The organism is Streptomyces caniferus (assembly GCF_009811555.1).
Classification (GTDB): Bacteria; Actinomycetota; Actinomycetes; order Streptomycetales; family Streptomycetaceae; genus Streptomyces; species Streptomyces caniferus.
Genome location: NZ_BLIN01000005.1, coordinates 1738237 through 1758524 on the forward strand (window position 1 = coordinate 1738237; position 20288 = coordinate 1758524).

The window sequence follows — 20288 nt, forward strand, 5'->3', positions numbered from 1 at the left end:
CGTTGTCGTCAGTCTCCGGCTCGTCGTTCCCCGTCGGCCCCTTGGCGGGCCGTGTCCAGGACGGCGGGGAGCTTGTGGAGGAACACTTCCGCTTCGTCGTCGGAGACGATCAGCGGCGGGGCGAGCCGGACGACGTCCGGCGCGACCGCGTTCACCAGCAGGCCCGCGTCCTGAGCCGCCTGCTGCACCTGTGGCGCGAGCGGCTCCGTCAAGACGATACCCAGGAGGAGGCCCGCGCCGCGGACCTGAGCGACCAATGGGTGGCCCAGAGCCTCGGTTCCGGTCCGCAGTCGCTCGCCGACCCGCTTGACGTTCTCCAGGACGCCGTCCGCCTCGATGGTGTCCAGGACGGCGAGGGCGCCGGCGCAGACGACCGGGTTGCCGCTGAACGTCGAACCGTGCGAACCGGGCGTGAGCAGCTCGGCGGCCGGGCCGAAGGCCAGCGTGGCGCCGATCGGCAGACCGCCCCCCAGGCCCTTGGCGAGGGTGATGATGTCCGCCTCGACGCCCTGGGCACGGGACTCCAGCCAGTGGCCGGTCCGGCCGATGCCGGTCTGGATCTCGTCGAGGACCAGCAGGGTGCCGGTGGCGTCGGTGATCTCGCGGGCCGCCCGGAGGTAGCCGGGCGGCGGGACGACCACGCCGTTCTCGCCCTGGAGGGGCTCCAGGATGACGAAGGCGGTGTCGGTGGTGACGGCGGCGCGGAGGGCCTCGACGTCCCCGTACGGGACGTAGTCGACGTCGCCGGGCAGCGGCGCGAAGGGCGCCTGCTTGGCGGGCTGGCCGGTGAGGGCGAGGGCGCCCATGGTGCGGCCGTGGAAGCCGCCGGCGGTGGAGACCATATGGCGGCGCCCGGTCAGCCGGCCGATCTTGAAGGCGGCTTCGTTGGCCTCGGCGCCGGAGTTGGAGAAGTAGACCCGGCCCGGGCGTCCGGCCAGCGCGAGGAGGCGCTCGGCGAGGGCGACGGTGGGCTCGGCGACGAAGAAGTTCGAGACGTGGCCGAGGGTGGCGACCTGGTCGGAGACGGCACGGACCACCGCGGGGTGGGCATGGCCGAGGGAGTTCACCGCGATGCCGCCGAGGAAGTCGAGGTACTCGTTGCCGTCGGCGTCCCACACCGTGGCGCCCTCGCCGCGGACGAGCGGGATACGGGGGGTGCCGAAGTTCTCCATCATGGCGCCCTGCCAGCGCCCGGTGAGGCCTGCGTTGGTCACCGGGCCGTGGCGGTGTGCCGCGTCGCTCATGTCGCCCCCTCGATCGTGTTCGCGTCCGGCACGACCATCGTGCCGATTCCTTCGTCGGTGAAGATCTCCAGCAGGATCGAGTGCTGGACCCGCCCGTCGATGACCCGGGCGGTGTGCACGCCGTTGCGGACGGCGTGCAGACAGCCCCGCATCTTGGGGACCATGCCGCTGGCCAGGTCGGGCAGCAGCTTCTCCAGTTCGCCGGCGGTGAGGCGGGAGATCACCTCGTCGCTCTGCGGCCAGTCCTCGTAGAGCCCCTCGACGTCGGTGAGGACCATCAGCGTCTCGGCGCCGAGGGCCGCGGCCAGCGCGGCCGCGGCGGTGTCGGCGTTGACGTTGAAGACGCCGTGGGCATCGTCCTCGTCGCTGCTGCGGGCGATCGAGGAGATGACCGGGATCCGGCCGTCGTCCAGGAGCGCGTGGACCGCGCCGGGGTCGATGCCGGTGATCTCGCCGACCCGGCCGATGTCCACCCGCTCCCCGTCGATGTCGGCGAAGTGCTTGGTCGCGGTCATCAGATGGGCGTCCTCGCCGGTCATGCCGACGGCGAGCGGGCCGTGCTCGTTGAGCAGCCCGACCAGTTCGCGCTGCACCTGTCCGGCCAGCACCATGCGTACGACGTTCATCGCCTCGGGCGTGGTGACCCGCAGGCCGCCCTTGAACTCCGACTCCAGGCCGAGCAGGTCGAGCTGGGCGCTGATCTGCGGGCCGCCGCCGTGCACGACGACGGGGCGCAGGCCGGCGTGCCGCAGGAAGACCACGTCCTGGGCGAAGGCCCGCTTGAGCTCCTCGTCGATCATGGCGTTGCCGCCGAACTTGATGACGACGGTCTTGCCGTGGTGCCGGGTCAGCCAGGGCAGCGCCTCGATGAGGGTGCGGGCCTTGGGGAGCGCGGTGTGTTTGCGGGTACTCATGCGCCGGCCTCGCTTCGCTCGGCGGGCTCGCACAGCCCGCACCGGTGTCGGATGCGCTCGCTCATGAGGAGTACGCGCTGTTCTCGTGGACGTAGTCGGCGGTCAGGTCGTTGGCCCAGATGACCGCGGACTCGGTGCCGGCGGCGAGGTCCGCGGTGATGCGTACCTCCCGGTAGCGCATGTCGACCAGGTCGCGGTCCTCGCCCACCGAGCCGTTCTTGCAGACCCAGATGTCGTTGATGGCGACATTGAGCTGGTCGGGCTCGAAGACGGCGGAGGTGGTGCCGATGGCCGACAGCACCCGGCCCCAGTTGGGGTCCTCGCCGTGGATGGCGCACTTGAGGAGGTTGTTGCGGGCGATGGAGCGGCCGACCTCGACCGCGTCGTCCTCGCTGGCCGCGCCCACGACCTCGATCCGGATGTCCTTGCTGGCGCCCTCGGCGTCCCCGATCAGCTGCCGTGCCAGGTCGTCGCAGACCGCGCGCACCGCCTCGGCGAACTCGGCGGTGTCCGGCACGACGCCGGAGGCGCCCGAGGCGAGCAGCAGCACCGTGTCGTTGGTCGACATACAGCCGTCGGAGTCGACCCGGTCGAAGGTGGTGCGGGTCGCGGCCCGCAGCGCCGTATCGAGCTCGGCGGCCGGCACATCGGCGTCGGTGGTCAGGACGACGAGCATGGTGGCCAGGCCCGGGGCGAGCATGCCGGCGCCCTTGGCCATCCCGCCGACGGTCCAGCCTCCCCCGTCCCCCGGCCGGGTGCCGCCCACCGTGACCTGGGCGGTCTTGTGCACGCTGTCGGTGGTCTTGATGGCGATGGCGGCCTTCTCGCCGCCGTGCTCGGTCAGCTCGGCCGCGGCACGGTCGATTCCGGGCAGCAGCTTGTCCATCGGGAGCCGCAGGCCGATCAGTCCGGTGGAGGCGATCGCCACCTCACCGGCGTTGAGCCCCAGCACCTCGGCGGCCCGCTCCGCGGTGGCATGGGTGTCCTGGAAGCCGAGCGGGCCCGTACAGGCGTTGGCGCCACCGGAGTTGAGGACGACGGCGGAGACCGTGCCCCCCTTGAGGACCTGCTCGGACCAGACGACCGGGGCGGCCTTGACGCGGTTGGAGGTGAAGACACCGGCGGCGGCCAGTCGAGGCCCGTTGTTCACCACGAGGGCGAGGTCCGGGTTGCCGCCGTTTCCACTGACGAAGGGGGCCTTGATCCCGGCGGCGATGCCCGCCGCCGTGAACCCCTGTGCTGCCGTGACGCTCACTGCTTCTTCTCCTCCATCGCTTCGCCGGCCTCGCCGGCCACGCTGTGCTGCCCCGGGTCCGTCCGCCTCACGGAGCCACCCCGACCCTCGAAAGCCCCGTCTCCTCGGGGAGGCCCAGGGCGATGTTCATGCTCTGCACCGCGCCGCCCGCGGTCCCCTTGGTGAGGTTGTCCAGGGCACTGATCGCGATGATCCGGCCGGCCGCGGCGTCCAGCGTCACCTGGATCTGGGCGGTGTTGGAGCCGTACACGGCCGCGGTCGACGGCCACTGGCCCTCGGGCAGCAGCCGCAGGAACGGCTCGTCGGCCAGCGCCTTCTCGTAGGCGGCCCGTACGGCGCCGGCGTCCACCCCGGGCTTCGCCTTCGCCGAGCAGGTGGCGAGGATGCCGCGTGACATGGGCGCCAGGGTCGGGGTGAAGGAGACGCTGATCCGCTCGCCGGCCACCGCGCTCAGGTTCTGGATCATCTCGGGGGTGTGCCGGTGCCCGCCGCCGACGCCGTACGGGCTCATCGAGCCCATGACCTCGGAGCCCAGCAGATGCGGCTTGAGGGCCTTGCCGGCGCCGGAGGTGCCGGTGGCCGCGACGATCACGGCCTCGGGCTCGGCGAGCCGGTCCGCGTACGCGGGGAACAGGGCGAGCGAGACGGCGGTCGGATAGCAGCCGGGGACCGCGATGCGCCGGGTCCCCTGGAGCGCGGCACGCCCGCCGGGCAGCTCGGGGAGGCCGTACGGCCAGGTGCCCGCATGGGCCGAGCCGTAGAACGCCTCCCAGTCGGCGGAATCGCTGAGCCGGAAGTCGGCGCCGCAGTCCACGACGAGCACATCCGGCCCGAGCTCCTCGGCGACCGCGGCGGACTGGCCGTGCGGCAGCGCGAGGAAGACCACGTCGTGCCCGGCCAGCACCTCGGCGGAGGTCGGCTGGAGCTCCCGGTCGGCCAGCGGCACCAGATGCGGCTGCAGCCCGCCCAGGCGCTGCCCGGCGTTGGAGTGCCCGGTCAGCGCCCCGATCTCGACCTCCGGATGCCCCAGAAGCAGGCGCAGCACCTCACCCCCCGCATACCCGCTCGCCCCGGCCACTGCTGCTCGTACCGTCATGGACCTCTCCTCCTTGATGGCATGACTATACGGATAGCGGCAGTTTTATGCAATGACCCGGGAGTGGGGTCGCCGTCCGGGTGTGACTGAGTTCTTCAGATGGCCCGTGAGCGGTTGAGTTGGCCCGGCTGAGCGTCGTAGTCGGCCTGTGCGTGTTCAATCGTGGGTAAGTGCGTGTTTCTGATCCATCGCACCAGTTATGCGACATCCCGCGGGTTCGTCCTGGCTTTCATCTCCCGTTGCCGCAGGTCAGCCCGGCAGGCGGGAGCGATGGATCCGCATAGATCATGATGGACCTTCGGGATTCCTGAAGAACCATCATGATCCCGCCATAGACGCACAGGCCGAGGGCGACGGGGTGCCTGGTAAGGCCCCATGCCGAGGAACCGAGGGGCACGGCGAACTCGCGGGATGTTGCACACGCCGTGCGCATGGCCGGGCATCAGGCGAAGCGGACTTCGCGCGAGGCGGCGGAGGCCGTGGCGAACGCGAGCAGCCGGCCGCCCTCCTCGGTGAGCGCGGCGCGGTCCCCGGCACGCAGGGTACCGAAGGGCTCCAGGACGAGGACGGCGGCACCGCGCGTCTGCTCGACGCGCCACACGCCCGCCACGAACCCGTCCACCAGGAACGTCGACCTGATCAGCCCGTTCCGCGTGAAGACGAGCTTGCGCTGCTCCTCGGTGAGGATGCGGGCGCGGTCGGCGTGGGAGAGCAGGATGTTGTCGAACTCCGGCAGGAAGCGCACCGGGGCGGGGGTGTCCGCGTCGGGGCGGGGGGCCTCCGGCAGGTCGAGCAGTTCGCGGCCGTTCTCGTCGCGGAAGACCGCCAGCCGCGGCCGGAGCCGGTTCACCGCGTCGGCGAGCCGGGTCATGCCGGACCAGACCTGGATGTCCTTGACCGTGGCCGGCCCGAAGGCCGCCAGGTAGCGCTCGACCATCAGGTCCGGTGCCGCCAGCCCGGCGACGGGCCGGCCGAGCCACGCCTCGGCGCTGGTGTGCACGGCCTGCCCGCTCTCGCCCCACAGCCCGCGCGGCGGCACCTGCACGAGCGGTACCAGGTTGCGCACGGCGTTGGCGAGGGCGAAGGGGTCCCGGTCCGGCCACCGCTCGGCGAGCAGGGTGCCCAAGCCGCCCAGCGTGAGCGGCTCCCGCTCGACCAGCTCGCGGCCCAGCTCGGCCACCTTCTCGACGTCGAGCCCTTCGAGCTTGCGCCCGAAGGCGCCCTTCAGCCCCTGCCGCAGGGCGCCCTGCAGGACGGGGCGCAGTGCGACGCAGTCGTCCGCCGTGACCAGGTGGATCGTGCCGCGCATCAGACCCACCCGGACCACCTCGCGGTTCCTGACGAGGGAGGCCAGGTCCTCGATGCGGAAGCCGGCGAGCCGCGTCCACAGGCCGATGTAGGGCGGGTTCGGCGCCTGTGCCTGCATGCCCACCAGGTGCGCGACCGCCCGCCCCGCTGGCATCGCGGACCGCTCCAGCAGCAACTGCCGGGCCAGTAGGCTCCGGTTGAGCGCCCGATGGTCCAGCACCTTCACGTCTCCTGTCACCACGACGGGATTCCCTTCCTCGTGTCCACTCACGAAAACACGGTGGCTGCCTCGGACCGCGCCCGGGACGCCACCGCCGTACTGCGATGCCGCTCAGCTCATGCGCACCAGCATCGTGCTGCTGTACGTGTGGTCGAGGCTCCGCTCAGGACGGGCCGAGGACGCAGAACTCGTGGCCCTCGGGGTCGGCCAGGCACGTCCACGGGACATCGCCCTGGCCGAGGTCGAGGTCGGTGGCGCCGAGGGCCCGCAGCCGGGCCACCTCCGCTGCCTTGTCGTCACCGGGGTACGGCAGCAGGTCGAGATGGACGCGGTCCGGCACGGTCTTCACGCCGGGCGTGCGGAGGAATTCGAGATACGGGCCGACGCCCTCGGCGGAGCGCAACACCGCATGATCGTCGGTCGCCGCGTGCAGGGCCCAGTCCGTCGCCTCGCCCCAGAACCGGGCCATGCCCCGCGGATCCACGCAGTCGACGACCACCGCGGCGATCGGCCCGGTGTCCCGGTAGATCTCCCGGGGCTCCAGCACGCAGAACTCGTTGCCCTCCGGGTCGGCGAGGACCGTCCACGGCACCGTGCCCTGACCCACCTGGGCGGGCGTCGCGCCGAGAGACTCGAGGCGGGCGACCAACTCCGCCTGATGGGCCGCGGAGGTGGTGGCGAGATCGAGGTGCACACGGTTCTTCGTCGTCGTCTTGGGTTCCGGGACGGTGACGACGTCGACGCAGACGGCGACCGGGTCCGGCCACACGAAGCCGCCGACGGGTTCCACATTGGTCACGCCGGGCCCCTCACTGGAGACACCCCAGCCGAGCGCCTCCGCCCAGAACCGGCCGACCGACGAGTCGTCGAGAGCCTTGATGTTCACCTGAACAGGTCGCAGTGCCATGCCGGCGACCCTATGCACTCCGCCACGGCCTCCGCAGGTACGTCGCCGAACAGAGATCAACTCACTCACCGGCCGCCGCGGCAGGCAGCCGGTGCTCGCGCAGCGGCCGCTGCTTGACCTTGACACGGTGACAGGGTTTTCACTGCATGCCCAGGAGGTGGTCACGATGACGATCACGAGGCACGACACGGATGCGATACGGGCGCTTCAGGGGTTGGAGGACGGCCGTCCGTCCGTGCGGCTGGGGGCTGCCCTGGCCGTCGGTACGACGCCTGACCCGCGCTTCGTCGACAAGCTCGTCGAACGATGCGCGATCGAGCCCGAGTTCTTTGTCCGCGACATGCTGACCTGGGCGCTCACCCGCCACCCGGTGTCCATGACGCTCCCCGAGCTGCTCCGCGAGGTCCGCTCGGAGCGTGCGCAGGCACGGAGCCAGGCGCTGCACACGCTGTCCAAGATCGGGGACCCGCGGGCGTGGCCGGCCCTCACACGGACGCTCCTGTCGGACGCCGACGACGAGGTGGCGCGGAGCGCCTGGCGGGCCGCGGTCGTGCTCGTACCGGAAGGCGAGGAGCCCGCGTTGGCCGCGGTGTTGGCGACGCAGCTCGGACGCGGTGGGCGTCAGACGCAGCTGAGCCTCAGCCGGGCGCTGGTCGCGCTGGGCGAGGTGATCGGGCCGGTTCTGCTTGCTGCGGCAACGGCCCCTGACCCGCGCATGCGCGCGCACGCACGCGCCACCCAGCGGCTGTTGCGCGACCCGGACGCCGGATCCGGGTGCGCGATCGAGGAGGCGAAGCGCGTCGTGGCGCTCGGCGGGCCGGGCCAGGAGGGACGATAGGGCGTGTTGATCGGTGAGGTGGTGCGACGGTCCGGGGTCAGTGCGCGCATGCTGCGGCATTACGAGTCGCTCGGTCTGGTGCGCCCGTCGGGTCGCACCGGCTCCGGCTATCGGGAGTACTCCGGGGAGGACGTCCAGCGGATCTTCCGTATCGAGAGCCTGCGGTCGCTGGGGCTGTCGCTGCGCGAGGTCGGACGCGCGCTCGACGATCCCGGCTTCACGCCCTCGGCGCTCGTCGACGACCTCATCCGTCACACGCGCGAACGCATCGCGGCGGAGACCGAGTTGCTCACGCGGCTGCGCCGGATCGATGCCGCGGACCCCGCCGACTGGGAGGACGTCCTCCAGGTCGTCGCGCTCCTGCGGGCGCTGGCGTCGAAGAGCGCCGACGCGCGCCAGCGCGCGGCCCTTTCCTCGGCCGACGAGGTACCGGTGCCGGTGGAGGCCCTGGTCGAGGCGGCGCTGAGCGAGACGGAGCCGAACGTGGCCGGCGCCCTTCGATGGGCGCTGGCACGCTCGGGCGACCGCGGTCCGGCACTGCTGGCGGAGGGCCTCGGCTCACCGGTGGCCGCGGTGCGGGAACGTGCCGTTCGGTCCCTCGCCGAGATATCCGATGGCGAGGCCACCGCACAGTTGCGGGGTGCCCTCGCGCACTCCGACGTCGTGGTCCGCGGGCATGCGGCTCTGGCGCTCGGGACCCGTGGCGTGGCCGATGCGGTCCCGACGCTCATCGACATGATCGTGGCGGGAAGGAACGACACCGATGCAGCCGATGCGCTGAGCGTGCTGGCGGCCGACAGCGCGACGGCGGATCGGATCGCGGCCGGGCTCGTCGACCGCCTCGCCCACGACTCCATGGAAGGGCCTGTACGCGGACGGCTGACCCAGGCGCTGGCGGGCATCCCGGGGACGAGGGCGGCAGGCGCCCTCGGGGAGCTGTCACATGACGTCGACCGTGCCGTCGCGCTGACTGCGGCGTACCTCCTTCAGCTACGCGACGCGCGGTGACGGGCCCCTCCAAGAGCACCGCGTACAGGGCCCGTCGGGCGGGGCCCGGAACCGTCCCGGTCACGGTCGTCCGCCTGCGGGCGGTGCTCCGGCGCCCCTGGCTACGGGACATCGTCTTCGCGGCCGGGCCGGCCTCTTGACCTCAACCGCACTTCAGGAAAGAGCCTGGGCGGCATGGAAAATGACACCACCGCTCCCCAGGGCTCCTTCGCCTCCCGCATCGGGTCGTCCGATCCCCAGCGAGCCGATGCCCTCCCGCTGTCCGCCGCCACGCTCGATGAGCTCGCCGAGAGGATCGCCACCACCGCAATGGTCATCGGCATCGGGGAGTCCACCCGGTTTTCCCGGGAGACCTTCGGGGTGCGCGACCAACTCTTCCGCCGGCTCGTCCGGCGCCACGGATTCCGGGCACTGGCCCTACAGGACAGCGCCGGCGTCGCCGCCCGCCTCGACAGGTACGTGCAGGCCGGCAAGGGTTCGGCCGAATCCGCCCTCGACGGCGCCTGGCGCCCCTGGCGCACCGCCGAGATGGCCGCGACGCTCGAGTGGATACGGGCGTTCAACCGGGACCACCCCCGCGACCCCGTCCGCATCTTCGGCGTGAAACCCGTGCAGGCGCAGCCCGAGGACTACGACGCCGTCCTGGATCACGTACGGGAGTCGGCCCCGGAACGGTGGGCGGAGGTGGCGTCCCACCTGGAGCCGATCCGGACCGCTCACCGCACGGATGAGCATGTGCAGCGCGCTCGGGGAATGCACCCGGGGCGCCCGTTCGTCGACCATGCCCGCGATGCGCTCGCGCTCATCCGGTCGTTGCCCGCCGTCGACCGTGCCGACGACGTCCTGGCGCGTATGCGTCTGATCGTGGACTTCCATGCGCGCAGCGTCGCGGGGCGAGGCGACTACGCCGGTGAGGCGGCCGTGTGGGCCGACGCCATCGGTGAACACCGGCGTCGGACGGCGCTGCGCACGGTCTACTGGGACGGGATCAGCCACACCTCGGCGGCCGCGGTGACCTCCGGACTGGCCCCCGAGCGCGGTCCGCAGCCGAGCACCGGCAGCCTGCTGCGCGATCGGTACGGCACCGGGTATGTCTCCGTGGCGATCGGTTTCCATCACGGAGACCTCGGTGTCGTCACCGTCCCGGAGCCGGCCGCTGATCTGATGGACGCGACGCTGGGCCAGGCGGAACCGGCCGCCCACTGGCTGGACCTGCGCCCCGACCCCGTCCGCCGCCGATGGAACGGCCCTGCCAAGGCCCGCGTCATCAGCGGGGTCTACGACCCGTCCCGTGATGCCGCCGAACACATCGCCGTCGCCTGCCTTGCCGACGCATTCGATGTGCTCGTCCACCTCCGCCAGGTCTCCCCGGTGCGATGGCTGCCATGAGCCGAGCCCTCCGCCTGACGCCCGAGGCAACCTGATGCCCGACGGAGCGGGTGGCGGGTGACGCGGGAGGCCGGATCGCCGAGGCCGGCCGTCGGGGGCCCCTGCCGGCGGGTCCGTGTGCTTCAGCCGGTGGGCGGCGAGGGCAGGGGGCGAGCGGAGTCGGCCAGTCCGCGGACTTCGGCCACGAGGCCGGCCCAGGCGGTCTCGGGGAGTTCGTGACCCACGTGGGGCAGGAGGACCAGGCGCGAGTCGCGGATCCGGGAGGCGATCGCCCTTGCCGCACTGGGCTTGATGAGGGGGTCGTCCGCCCCGTGGAGCACCAGCGTGGGCCGGGTGATGGCACGGATCGGCGGGCCGTGCCATTGCGCACCGATCTGACGGCTCTGCGCCTGCCGGTCGTGCACCCCGCTGTCGGCGTTGCGCTCCGCGGCCGCCCGGGCGGCTCGTTCGTCGAAGGAACGGTTCGGCGAGGCGAGCAGGCGGGAGACGGCGATGCCGGCCGCGACGGCCCTGTCGGGGGTGTCGGGAAGCCTCAGACGGGCGAACGCCGCCAGGGTCCTCATCCGTAGGTACCGCAGGGTCCGCAGGCCCGCGGCGTCCGCGGGAACGGCGGCCATGGTCGTGAGGGTCCGGACGCGGTGCGGGTGTCGTAGTGCCACCCGCTGGGCGACCGCACCACCGAGCGAGACGCCCAGCAGATGCGCCGACCGCCAGCCCAAGGCGTCCATGACCGCGACCGCGTCATCCGCCATGTCCTCGGCCGTGTACGCCTCGCCGCGCCGGGCGAACAGCGCGGTGAAGGGGTTGCCGGTGGCGGTGGGCGCCAGGTGCGTCGACTCCCCGCCGTCGCGCTGGTCGTAACGGGCCACCAGGAAGCCCTGTGCAGCCAGCATCCGGCACAGCCCGTCCGGGATCCACAGCCGATTGACGCCCAACCCCGTGACGAGCAGCAGTGGCTCGCCGTCCGTCTCTCCGGCCAGCTGGTCGAAGGCCAGCCGCACGGCGCCGTTCGCTGCCCAGCGGACCGGGCTCCACAGATGTGCCGATGACGTGGACATCAGAACCTCCATAACTGCGATCGATGTTCGCAGTTTTACAGTAAGGAAGGCACCATGGCAACGGAGGAGGCAGGTGGGCGAGTGACTCAGGAACCCGTGACCGTCTGGGGGCGGCCCGAACGCGGTGCCCGCGGCCCCGCGGCTGCGCACAGCCGCGCGGAGCTGACCGCGGTCGCCGTCGAACTGGCGGACCGAGAAGGCCTGTCGGCGGTGACCATGCGTCAAGTGGCCAAGGCTCTGGGCACGGGACAGGCGTCCCTCTACCGCTATGTCTCCGGCTTCGAGGACCTGCTCGACCTGATGTCGGACGCGGTGACCGCAGAGGTCGCCCTCGACGTCCCGCTCGAGGACGACCCCGTCGAGGATCTGGTCGCCCTGGCGGTCCGCACCAAGGCCGTCCAGCTACGGCACCCCTGGCTGCTCGACGTTCCCCCGGAGCCTCTCCGGCTGGGCCCCCGGGGCCTGGACTACCTGGAATACGCGCTGCGGGCCATGGCGCCCGCCCGGCTGCCGGGGCGTACCCGGATGGAAGCCGTCGCCCTGATGAACGCCCTGGTCGCACAGCTCGCGCGGGCAGAACTCCAGGCCGGCCGGGCACACACCCACCGCCAGGCGGCCCAGGCCGCCTATCTGAGCGAAGCGGCCGCCCAGGGGCAGCGTCCGGCCCTCGCGGCAGCGATGGCCGATCATGCCGAGGCGTCCCCGGCCGAGGAACCGCAGGCACTCTTCGAACGGACGATGCGCCGCGTGCTCACCGGGCTCCTTTCGCCCGGCCCCTCCCGATGAGTGCTTCCTCGACAGCCCAACGGCCTGCCCCCTCCACGCACTTCCGCGGAGCAGCACCGGCATCCTGAAAATGCCGCGGCACCGCCCCGAGTGCCTTCTAAGCTCTGGCCCCATGACTGCAACGCACACCTACGACGTCACGGTCGAGTGGACGGGCAACCTCGGATCGGGCACGGACGGCTACCGGTCCTTCAGCCGGCATCATGAGGTGGTGGCGGACGGCAAGCCCGGGATCGCCGCCTCCTCGGATCCCGCGTTCCGCGGCGACCCCGCGCGATGGAACCCCGAGGAGTTGCTCGTGGCCTCCGTTGCCCAGTGCCACATGCTCTGGTACCTCCACCTCTGTGCTGTCGGCGGAGTCACCGTCACCGACTACCAGGACCACGCCCATGGAGTCATGACCATGGACGAGAGCGGCGGAGGAGGCCGGATCACCGAGGTCGTCCTGCGCCCCGAGGTGACTGTCGCCGACGCGTCGATGGAGGAGAAGGCCCGCTCGCTGCACGGCGATGTATCCGCCGTGTGCTTCATCGCCCGCTCGGTGAACTTCCCCATCACTCACACACCCGTGATTCGTGTCCAGGAGAACTGAGCGACGTTCCCGCCGCGCCCGGCTCACCGGAGCAACCGGCCGGCACCCCTCCACGACCTTCTGTTGAGCAGCACCAGCACCTGCCCCGGTCCCCCGCCCCGGCCCGCCGTCCCTCAGCCGACGACGCGGCCGACGGCCCTCCGCGGGATGCAGAAGAGCGCGAGGGCGGCTGCCGTCAGGTAGGCGGTTGCGCCGAGGGCCATGCTGGTGCGCAGGCCTGTGGTGAAGTCGGCGGTGGCGGCCAGCAGGGAGCCTCCGAGGGCGACGCCCGCGGCGCTGCCGATCTGGCGGGTGGTGTTGAAGAGGGCGGAGGCGGTGCCGGAGTACGCGTCCGGGGCGGCCGACATCACGGTGGCGGTCGATCCGGTGAGGGCGAAGGACGTGCCGAAGCCCGCCGCCATCATCGGCGCCACGAGGAGCACGTAGTCCGGGTTCCGGCCGGCCGCTGCCCAGCCCGCCAGGCCCGCGGCCCCCAGGAGCATGCCCGTGACCACGAGCGGGCGGTGTCCGGTGCGGCGGGCCAGGCGCCCGGACAGCACGGAGGCGAACATGGTCATCGCCACCGCCGGGAAGAGGGCGAGTCCGGTGCGCAGCGCGGTCAGGCCGCGCTGGTGCTGGAAGTACAGGCTGGCGGTGAAGATCATGCCGTAGAAGGCGAAGTTGAACAGCAGGCCGATGGCCGCACCGCCGCTCATCGCGCGGGAGTGCAGCAGCCGCAAGGGCAGCACGGGGGTACGGGCCAGATGCTCGCGCAGGACGAACGCGCCGGCGGCCGGCAGGCACAGGACGGCCCCCGTCACGATCAGCGGGTCCGTCCAGCCCCGGCGTCCCGTTTCGTTGAGGACGGCGATCAGCAGGGCCACCAGCGCGATCAGCGCGCACTGGGCCGGCCAGTCCACGGGGCGGTCCGCGCGCCGGGCCGAAGGGGCCACGCGGCGCAGCGTCAGCAGCAGGCAGGCGCAGCCGACCGGCACGTTGATGAAGAACACCCAGCGCCAGCCCACGGTGGTGACCAGCAGACCGCCCAGGAGCGGCCCGGCGGAGGCGGCGATGCCTGCCATCGAGCCCCACAGGCCGAAGGCCCAGGAGCGCTCGGCGGGTGCGGGATACGCCTGTTGGAGCAGGGCGAGGGAGCCGGGCACGATCAGTGCCGCGCCGAGCCCTTCGCACAGCCGGGCGGCGACCAGACCCCCGGTGCTCTGGGCCAGTCCGCAGCCGACCGAGGCGGCGGTGAACACCACCACTCCCGTGCAGAAGATCCGGCGGTTGCCCAGCCGGTCCCCCAGCGCGCCCCCGGTGAGCAGCAGGCCGGCGAAGACCAGGGTGTAGCCGTCCGTGATCCACTGAATGCCGGTGAGCGAGGCCGACAGTTCCCGCCCCACCACCGGCACGGCGACGTTGATCACGGTCACGTCCAGGATGACCATGAAATAGCCCGCGCAGACCGCGAGCAGCGGGGCCAGGGGCCGCCCCGTCTCCGCATGCACCTCGGGTCGATCGCCCTCGGGGCCACCGGCGCGCACCATGGCGCCACGGTATGCGGGGGACGAAGACCTGCCGTGACTTGAGCACTCCAGCGGCGCGCCGGGCGCCCACGTGCGCCGGCGACTGGAGCGCAGAAAGGGCGCGTCCGACCTCGGACGCCTGGGGCCAGGGTTGGGGCCGGGGCCGGGCGAACGGTCTCCTCCGGGGCGACCGTCACACGGCCCTACGGCCCCACGGCCCCACGGCCCCACGGCCTTACGTGCCAACAGTCCGTCGCCCGAGGGACAAGGCGGTCAGGGCCTCATGGGCGGCCCGCTCGCCGGAGCGCACCGCGCCCTCCATCAGGCCGTGCATCCGCGTGGCCGACTCCGTACTGGCCCAGTGGATCCGGCCCACCGGCTCCCGCAGCGCGCTGCCGTAGTTGGTCAGGGTGCCGGGCGGGAAGTGGCCGATCATCCCGCCGAGCGACCACTGCTCGGCGGACCAGTCGGTCTCCAGATACTGCTCGGGGTGGCGCGCCCGGGGGCCGAACCGCTCGGCCAGCGCGTCCAGCCAGACCTCTCGCCGCTCGGCCGGTTCCAGCCGCCCCAGGTGCAGGGCCGCGGTGCTGAACGCGTAGCTGCTGAGCACTCCCGGCTGACCGGTACGCGGCGTCTGGTCGATGGTGAGCGGGACGGGCGAGTGGGGCGCGAGCGTCTGTCCCGACAGGTGCCGCTCGCGCCAGAACGGCTGGGGGTAGACCGTGTGCACCCGGATGATCGCCCCGGGCACCACCCGCTGCAGCAGATGGCCACACGCGGTGGGAAGCGCCGGATCGAAGCGGATCCGCCCCGCCAGCACCGGCGGCGTGGCCACGATCACGCGCTGGGCCCGCACGGTGAGCGAGTCGGATTCGACCCGCGCGCAGGTGCTGTCGTCCGCGATCCGCTGCACGGGGCTGGAGAGGTGCACCCGTTCTCCCAGGTGCTCGGCCATCCGCCTCGCCAGTTCGGGGGCTCCGCCGTCCACCAGGTGGGATTCGGTTCTGCGGGAGTCGGTGTAGTAGCCGAAACCGCCGCCGCCCCGGGCCAGGGTGAGGGCGCCCAGCAGCGAGACCTCCGCCGGGTCGGCGCAGAACAGCAGGTGCATGCTCGACCTGAGCAGGGTGCGGGCGGTGGCCGAGGGCACGTTGCGGGGGTCGGCGAGCCACTGGCCGAGCGTCCGGGCGTCCCACGTCCGGGCCCTCCGGGCGCGCCACGGGGCATCCGCAGGGAGGCGCCGTGTCATCAGCTGCAGACGCGAGAGCGCCAGGCCGAGGGCGAGGAGCGTCCCCTTGCCGGTGGCGGGGAGGACACCGCGGTAGCGGTGGTTGACGCCTTCCAGGCGCAGGAGGTGATCGCCCTGCTCGTACTGGGGGTACACGTCGAGTCCCAGTTCCCGGCAGAGCTGGAACATACGGTCCTGGCCCTTGCCGAGCCAGGTGCCGCCCGCCGACACCACCGTCCCGTCGGGCAGCTCCCGGTTCCACACCCGGCCGCCGACCCGGTCCCTGGCCTCCAGGACCACCACCTCATGGCCGGCGTGGACCAGCCGTCTCGCGGCCGCGAGTCCGGCAAAACCGGCGCCCACCACGCATACGTCCGCCCGCACCTGTTCCATGACCCGCCGCCACCTCCACCGCTCAGCCTCGCCCACCGGTCCTGGCTCCGCCCGGCGAGTGATCCATCAGGGCGCGGCCGAACACCCCCTCCGAGGGCTCGGGCGCCTGGCCGGCGCGGACATCGAGGGCGACGGCCACCGCCGGCCGCCGACCGGCCCGGTACCGGCAGCTGTCCCGAGACGAGCGAACGGCTGGCCGACCACCCCACCGGCCGCCGAAGCTGGAGGCATGACGACGACACTGATCACCGGCGCGAACAAGGGACTGGGCTTCGAGACCGCCCGTCGGCTCGTCGCGGCGGGTCACACGGTCTACGTGGGCAGCCGGGACGCCGACCGCGGGCGCCGGGCCGCCGAGCGACTGGGGGCGCGCAGCGTCCTCCTCGATGTCACCGACGACGCGTCCGTCGCCGCAGCGGCGCACACCGTCGAGGCCGACGGCGGACTGGACGTGCTGGTCAACAACGCCGGTATCGATGAGCGGGCGCGGGACGGCGGTGTGATCGGCGCCGCGGAGCTGACCGCCGACGAGCTGCGGAAGGTGTTCGAGACGAACGTCTTCGGTGTGGTGCGCGTGACCCATGCGTTCCTTCCGCTGCTGCAGCGGTCCGCCGCCCCGGTCGTGGTCAACGTCAGCAGCGGGCTGGCGTCGATGGCCCGGATCACCGCGCCCGGCACACCGGCCCATGGGTACCCGGGGGTCGCCTATCCGGCGTCGAAGACCGCGGTCAACATGATCACCGTGCAGTACGCGAAGGCCTTCCCGGACATGCGGATCAACGCGGTGGAGCCCGGCTACACCGCGACGGACCTGAACGCGCACGCGGGCACCCAGACCGTCGAGGAGGGCGCCGGGATCATCGTCCGCATGGCGCAGGTGGGCCCCGACGGCCCCACCGGGGGCTATTTCGACGCGGCGGGCCCTCTCCCCTGGTGAGACAGGGCCTTCTCCTGGTGGGACAGGACCTTCCCCTGGTGAGCGCGGCGGGGAACCGAGTGGCGGTTCGGGCGTGGTCGTCCCGCGCCGGACCGGTGTCGGCCTGCCGCTGATTCCTGGCACCTTCGGGGCGGGTGACGCCGCCAGGCAGGGTGTCCGGAGCTATCGGGCGGCGGTGCGCCCGGCGCGGATCACATGACCGCTGAAGGCATCGGCGTCGGGCGTCGGCTCGCCGAGGTAACGGGCGAGCAGGCCGGGGCCCGTGTGGTCCTCGATGTCGTCCAGCTCCATCGCACGCAGCTCACCGGCGATGCCGTCCGGGGTGAAGTGGCTGAGCCAGGGCTCGCCCAGCTCTGCCACCCGCCTCGTGGCAGCCTCGTACGCGGCGCGGAGCTCCGGTGCCATCGCCGGGGACGGTTCGCTGTAGTAGTCGAACACCACCTGTACGGGAGCGGTGTGCCCGGCCACGAAACGCAGTGTGGCCAGAACGGCGTCCCGCGTCAGATAGGGCGTGACCCCGAGCCATATGAAGAATGCCGCTCGGGTGCGGTCCAGTCCGGCCGCGTCCAGGGCCTCGGCGAGGGTGCCGCGTTCGAAGTCGAGCGGGGCGAAGGCCAGCGACGGCGGGACGGCGATCCCGGCCGCCGCCAGTTGCTGCCGCTTCCATGCCTGGGTGTCCGGGTGGTCGACCTCGAACACCGTGAGGCCGGGGTGGGTGTGGCGGCAGGCGAAGGTGTCCAGGCCGGCGCCGAGGACCACGAGCTGCCGGGTGCCGGCGGTCACGGCGGAGGCGAGCGAGTCCTCGGCGAAGCGGCTGCGCGCGGCGAGGAAGCGGATGTTGTGCCGGGCGACCGGGTCGTCGGGCAGCGGCGTCAGCGCGTCGGGCTCGACGTGGAGGATCGTCGACGCCAACGGGTCGGTGAAGATCCGTTGCGGATCGGCCTGGTGACGGGCGCGGGCGTGCGCCGCCCGCCATGCGGTCCGACTCAGCCGACCGGATTCCATGAGCCCCCCTCAAGTCCCTGTGCCAGGGCCTCAGTATGGCGCGACCGCAGCCGGTCCGTGCGGGCGGACTGACGGGCGGCCGGGGCGCCGACGGTCGCGCCCCTGGAGCCGGCCGTACCGCGGGAGTCGACCGTGCCTCGGGAGCCGGCCGTGCCCCTGGAGGCCGGGACGACCGCTGCGCCATACGGACGGCGCCCCACCCGGTACGCCCCGAGGGGGGCGGTTCAGGCCTCGGGGTGCGAGGCCGCCCAGCCGTGTTCGAGCAGCGCGAAGGCGGCCTCCGCGGCACCTCGCGGGTCGGCGTGCCGCTGGATGAGCTCGCGGGCCTCCAGCGCGAAACGGGCCAGGGCCGCGCAGGTGACGTCGTCCTCGGGCGCGCCGGTCTCCTCGGCGATGGCCCGGGCCACGGCTGCTTCGTGGCGCATCCACATGCGGTGGGCGTAGTCGCGCAGTGCCGGGGTGTCGTCGACCAGGCGCAGGAACGTGGCGAACCGCGGGTCGGCGGCGTGGTCCGGTGCCAGGAGGAGGTGCTCGCGCAGCGCGTGGGGGATCGACTGTCCGGGGGCGCGTTCCCGTACGGCGGCGACGAGCGCCGCCTCGATGTCATCGCCCTGGTCGAAGACCAGCGCTTCCTTGCTGGGGAAGTGCTTGAACAGGGTGGTCACCGACACGTCGGCGGCGTCGGCAACGTCCTTGACGCCGACCTGGTCGTAGCCACGGTCGAGGAAGAGCTCCAGTGCGGCGTCGGCCAGGGACCTGCGAGTCTGGGCCTTCTTGCGCTCACGGCGCCCGGTCGGTTCGGTCACGGGCACACCGTACCCCGAAGTGCACTCACTGCGAAAGTTTAGTGATTGCGCTTATTTAGTGAGTGTGCTTTCTTGGTCGTGCCGGACCTCCCGGCGACTCACCCGCTTCCGAGGCGGCTCACCGCCTCTGAGGGGACAGCCCCATGAACTCCGCTCGTGATCTCCGCATCGCGGTCGTCGGCGCCGGCCTGGGCGGCCTCGCCTGTGCCCGCGTGCTGCAGCTCCACGGCCGCTCCGTCACCGTCTTCGAAGGTGACGCCTCCGCCGACGCCCGCCCCCAGGGCGGCACGCTCGACCTGCACGTCGGCACCGGTCAGTCCGCCCTGCGCGCGGCGGGCCTGCTCGACCGGTTCCGCGCCCTCTCCCGTCCCGAAGGCCAGGAGTGGCGCCTGCTCGACCCCGCCACCGCCGCCGTCCTGCCGGATCAGAGCCCGCCGGACGACTTCGGCGACGACAAGCCGGAGATCGACCGGGGTCAGTTACGCGGTCTGCTCCTGGAATCGCTCACCGCGGGCAGCGTGCGGTGGGACCGTGCCGTCAGCGGGGTCACCCCGCTCGGGGACGGCACCGGCCGCGTGCACTTCGGCGACGGCAGCGCCGAGGACTTCGACCTGGTGATCGGCGCCGACGGCGCCCGGTCGCGGGTCCGCCCGGCCCTCTCGGACGCCGTACCCGGCTACACCGGCGTCTCCCTCGTGGAAGCCGGCTTCGACGACTGCGACAACCGCCATGCCGACCTGGCGCGGAGGGTCGGCCCCGGCACGATGATGGCGAAGGCCGGCGCCGGCGCTCTGTTCGCCCAGCGCAACGGCAACGGCCACATCCGCGTCTACGCGGCGTTCCGCGCCCCGGAGGACTGGCATCTGGCGGCCGGTGTGGAGCTGGGTGACACGGCGGCCGTGCGTGCCCACCTGCTGACGAGGTACGACGGCTGGGACGAGCGCCTGCTCGCCCTCCTGCGGGACAACGACGGCGGGTTCATCAACCGGCCGGTGTTCGCGCTGCCCGTCCCCCACCTCTGGGAGCACGTCCCCGGCGTCACGCTGCTGGGCGACGCCGCGCACCTCATGCCGCCCCTCGGGGTGGGTGCCAACCTCGCCCTGCTCGACGGCACGGATCTCGCCCACGCCCTCCTCACGGAACCCGGCGTCGACGACGCCGTCCGTGCGTACGAGGGGGTCATGCTGCCGCGCTCGGCCGAGGCCGCCAAGGGCTGCGCGGAGGGGCTCGAGCATCTGCTTCCCCCGACGGGCGCCTGAGCCCGCCCCGCTGCCGCTACGCGGCCGGGGCGGCCCGGCCCGGGAGCGAGGTCACCGACGTGACCGGGGCGGCCCGACGGGCGGCGGGGTCAGGACCGCGTCCCGCCGGGCTGCTCGCCCTGGGTCGCCTTCTTCTCCTTGATGCGCGCCGCTTCCTTGCGGACCCCGGCCTGGGTGGCGCGCTCCTGCTGCAGCCACTCGGGGCTGTCCTCCTTCAGCGCGTCGATCTGCTCCGTGGTGAGGGGCTCGGTGACCCCGCCGCGCGCGAGGCCCGAGATGGAGACGCCCAGCTTCGCGGCGACCACCGGCCGGGGGTGCGGGCCGTTGCGTCGCAGGTCCTGCAGCCACTGGGGCGGATCGGCCTGCAGTGCGTTCAACTCGGTGCGCGAGACGACACCCTCCTGGAACTCGGCGGGGGTGGCCTCGAGGTACACACCCAGTTTCTTCGCCGCGGTGGCGGGCTTCATGGTCTGGGTGCTCTGGTGCTGCGTCATGGTGTCAAGGGTATCGATCGTGTGCGCTGCCTCCGACCACGACCGGTAA

General features: G+C 72.5%; 19 protein-coding genes. 7 read left to right on the top strand and 12 right to left on the bottom strand.

Annotation, left to right across the window (positions count from 1 at the left end):
• Positions 1-8 precede the first annotated feature (8 nt).
• The 6 genes from Scani_RS24275 to Scani_RS24300 form a co-directional block, all read right to left on the bottom strand.
• Positions 9-1244, bottom strand: coding sequence for an acetylornithine transaminase (locus Scani_RS24275; protein WP_159479829.1), 1236 nt, complete (start codon positions 1242-1244; stop codon positions 9-11).
• Positions 1241-2158: an acetylglutamate kinase gene (gene argB, locus Scani_RS24280; protein WP_159479831.1), complete on the bottom strand. Its 918-nt coding sequence runs from the start codon at positions 2156-2158 to the stop codon at positions 1241-1243. Before argB ends, Scani_RS24275 begins: the two co-directional genes overlap by 4 nt.
• 61 nt (positions 2159-2219) lie before the next feature.
• Positions 2220-3413 (bottom strand): bifunctional glutamate N-acetyltransferase/amino-acid acetyltransferase ArgJ, encoded by a 1194-nt coding sequence (argJ, locus tag Scani_RS24285; protein WP_159479833.1) that lies wholly within the window; start codon positions 3411-3413, stop codon positions 2220-2222.
• Between the two features lie 67 nt (positions 3414-3480).
• Positions 3481-4509 (bottom strand): N-acetyl-gamma-glutamyl-phosphate reductase, encoded by a 1029-nt coding sequence (argC, locus tag Scani_RS24290; protein ID WP_159479835.1) that lies wholly within the window; start codon positions 4507-4509, stop codon positions 3481-3483.
• 442 nt (positions 4510-4951) lie between these two features.
• Positions 4952-6088, bottom strand: a complete 1137-nt coding sequence (locus tag Scani_RS24295) for a winged helix DNA-binding domain-containing protein (RefSeq protein WP_246296132.1) — start codon at positions 6086-6088, stop codon at positions 4952-4954.
• Positions 6089-6200: 112 nt separating this feature from the next.
• Entirely contained in the window at positions 6201-6944 is a 744-nt protein-coding gene (locus tag Scani_RS24300) for a VOC family protein (RefSeq protein ID WP_159479837.1), read from the bottom strand.
• A 166-nt stretch (positions 6945-7110) separates the two neighbouring features.
• Here Scani_RS24300 and Scani_RS24305 point away from each other — a divergent pair, with 166 nt between their 5' ends.
• The 3 genes from Scani_RS24305 to Scani_RS24315 all read left to right on the top strand — a co-directional run bounded on the left by Scani_RS24305 (position 7111) and on the right by Scani_RS24315 (position 10179).
• Positions 7111-7782, top strand: a complete 672-nt coding sequence (locus Scani_RS24305) for a HEAT repeat domain-containing protein (RefSeq protein ID WP_159479839.1) — start codon at positions 7111-7113, stop codon at positions 7780-7782.
• Positions 7783-7785: 3 nt separating this feature from the next.
• Complete coding sequence (locus tag Scani_RS24310; RefSeq protein WP_159479841.1) at positions 7786-8790, top strand: MerR family transcriptional regulator; 1005 nt, start codon at positions 7786-7788, stop codon at positions 8788-8790.
• Positions 8791-8964: 174 nt separating this feature from the next.
• Positions 8965-10179 carry an erythromycin esterase family protein gene (locus tag Scani_RS24315; RefSeq protein WP_159479843.1) on the top strand — a complete coding sequence of 405 codons (1215 nt, stop codon included), beginning with the start codon at positions 8965-8967 and terminating at the stop codon, positions 10177-10179.
• 122 nt (positions 10180-10301) lie between these two features.
• Here the strand turns inward: Scani_RS24315 and Scani_RS24320 are convergent, their stop codons facing one another.
• Positions 10302-11237, bottom strand: a complete 936-nt coding sequence (locus Scani_RS24320) for an alpha/beta fold hydrolase (RefSeq protein WP_159479845.1) — start codon at positions 11235-11237, stop codon at positions 10302-10304.
• Between the two features lie 54 nt (positions 11238-11291).
• Here Scani_RS24320 and Scani_RS24325 point away from each other — a divergent pair, with 54 nt between their 5' ends.
• Both Scani_RS24325 and Scani_RS24330 read left to right on the top strand, forming a co-directional pair.
• Positions 11292-12023, top strand: coding sequence for a TetR/AcrR family transcriptional regulator (locus Scani_RS24325; protein WP_159479847.1), 732 nt, complete (start codon positions 11292-11294; stop codon positions 12021-12023).
• Positions 12024-12135: 112 nt separating this feature from the next.
• Positions 12136-12615 (top strand): OsmC family protein, encoded by a 480-nt coding sequence (locus Scani_RS24330; RefSeq protein ID WP_159479849.1) that lies wholly within the window; start codon positions 12136-12138, stop codon positions 12613-12615.
• 113 nt (positions 12616-12728) lie between these two features.
• Here the strand turns inward: Scani_RS24330 and Scani_RS24335 are convergent, their stop codons facing one another.
• Positions 12729-14141, bottom strand: a complete 1413-nt coding sequence (locus tag Scani_RS24335; protein WP_174872748.1) for an MFS transporter — start codon at positions 14139-14141, stop codon at positions 12729-12731.
• A 214-nt stretch (positions 14142-14355) separates the two neighbouring features.
• On the bottom strand, positions 14356-15738 hold the full coding sequence (locus Scani_RS24340) for a flavin monoamine oxidase family protein (protein ID WP_159479851.1): 1383 nt from the start codon (positions 15736-15738) through the stop codon (positions 14356-14358).
• Positions 15739-15967: 229 nt separating this feature from the next.
• Here Scani_RS24340 and Scani_RS24345 point away from each other — a divergent pair, with 229 nt between their 5' ends.
• Positions 15968-16675: an SDR family NAD(P)-dependent oxidoreductase gene (locus tag Scani_RS24345; protein WP_159479853.1), complete on the top strand. Its 708-nt coding sequence runs from the start codon at positions 15968-15970 to the stop codon at positions 16673-16675.
• A 162-nt stretch (positions 16676-16837) separates the two neighbouring features.
• On the opposite strand, the gene Scani_RS24350 is transcribed toward Scani_RS24345, so the two are convergent.
• Positions 16838-17680 (bottom strand): class I SAM-dependent methyltransferase, encoded by an 843-nt coding sequence (locus Scani_RS24350; protein WP_159479855.1) that lies wholly within the window; start codon positions 17678-17680, stop codon positions 16838-16840.
• 224 nt (positions 17681-17904) lie between these two features.
• Positions 17905-18486: a TetR/AcrR family transcriptional regulator gene (locus tag Scani_RS24355; protein WP_159479856.1), complete on the bottom strand. Its 582-nt coding sequence runs from the start codon at positions 18484-18486 to the stop codon at positions 17905-17907.
• Positions 18487-18629: 143 nt separating this feature from the next.
• On the opposite strand from Scani_RS24355, the gene Scani_RS24360 reads away from it, so the two are divergent.
• Complete coding sequence (locus Scani_RS24360; RefSeq protein ID WP_159479858.1) at positions 18630-19745, top strand: FAD-dependent oxidoreductase; 1116 nt, start codon at positions 18630-18632, stop codon at positions 19743-19745.
• Between the two features lie 89 nt (positions 19746-19834).
• Here Scani_RS24360 and Scani_RS24365 read toward each other — a convergent pair whose 3' ends face one another.
• Entirely contained in the window at positions 19835-20239 is a 405-nt protein-coding gene (locus Scani_RS24365; RefSeq protein ID WP_159479859.1) for a DUF5997 family protein, read from the bottom strand.
• Positions 20240-20288: the final 49 nt, after the last annotated feature.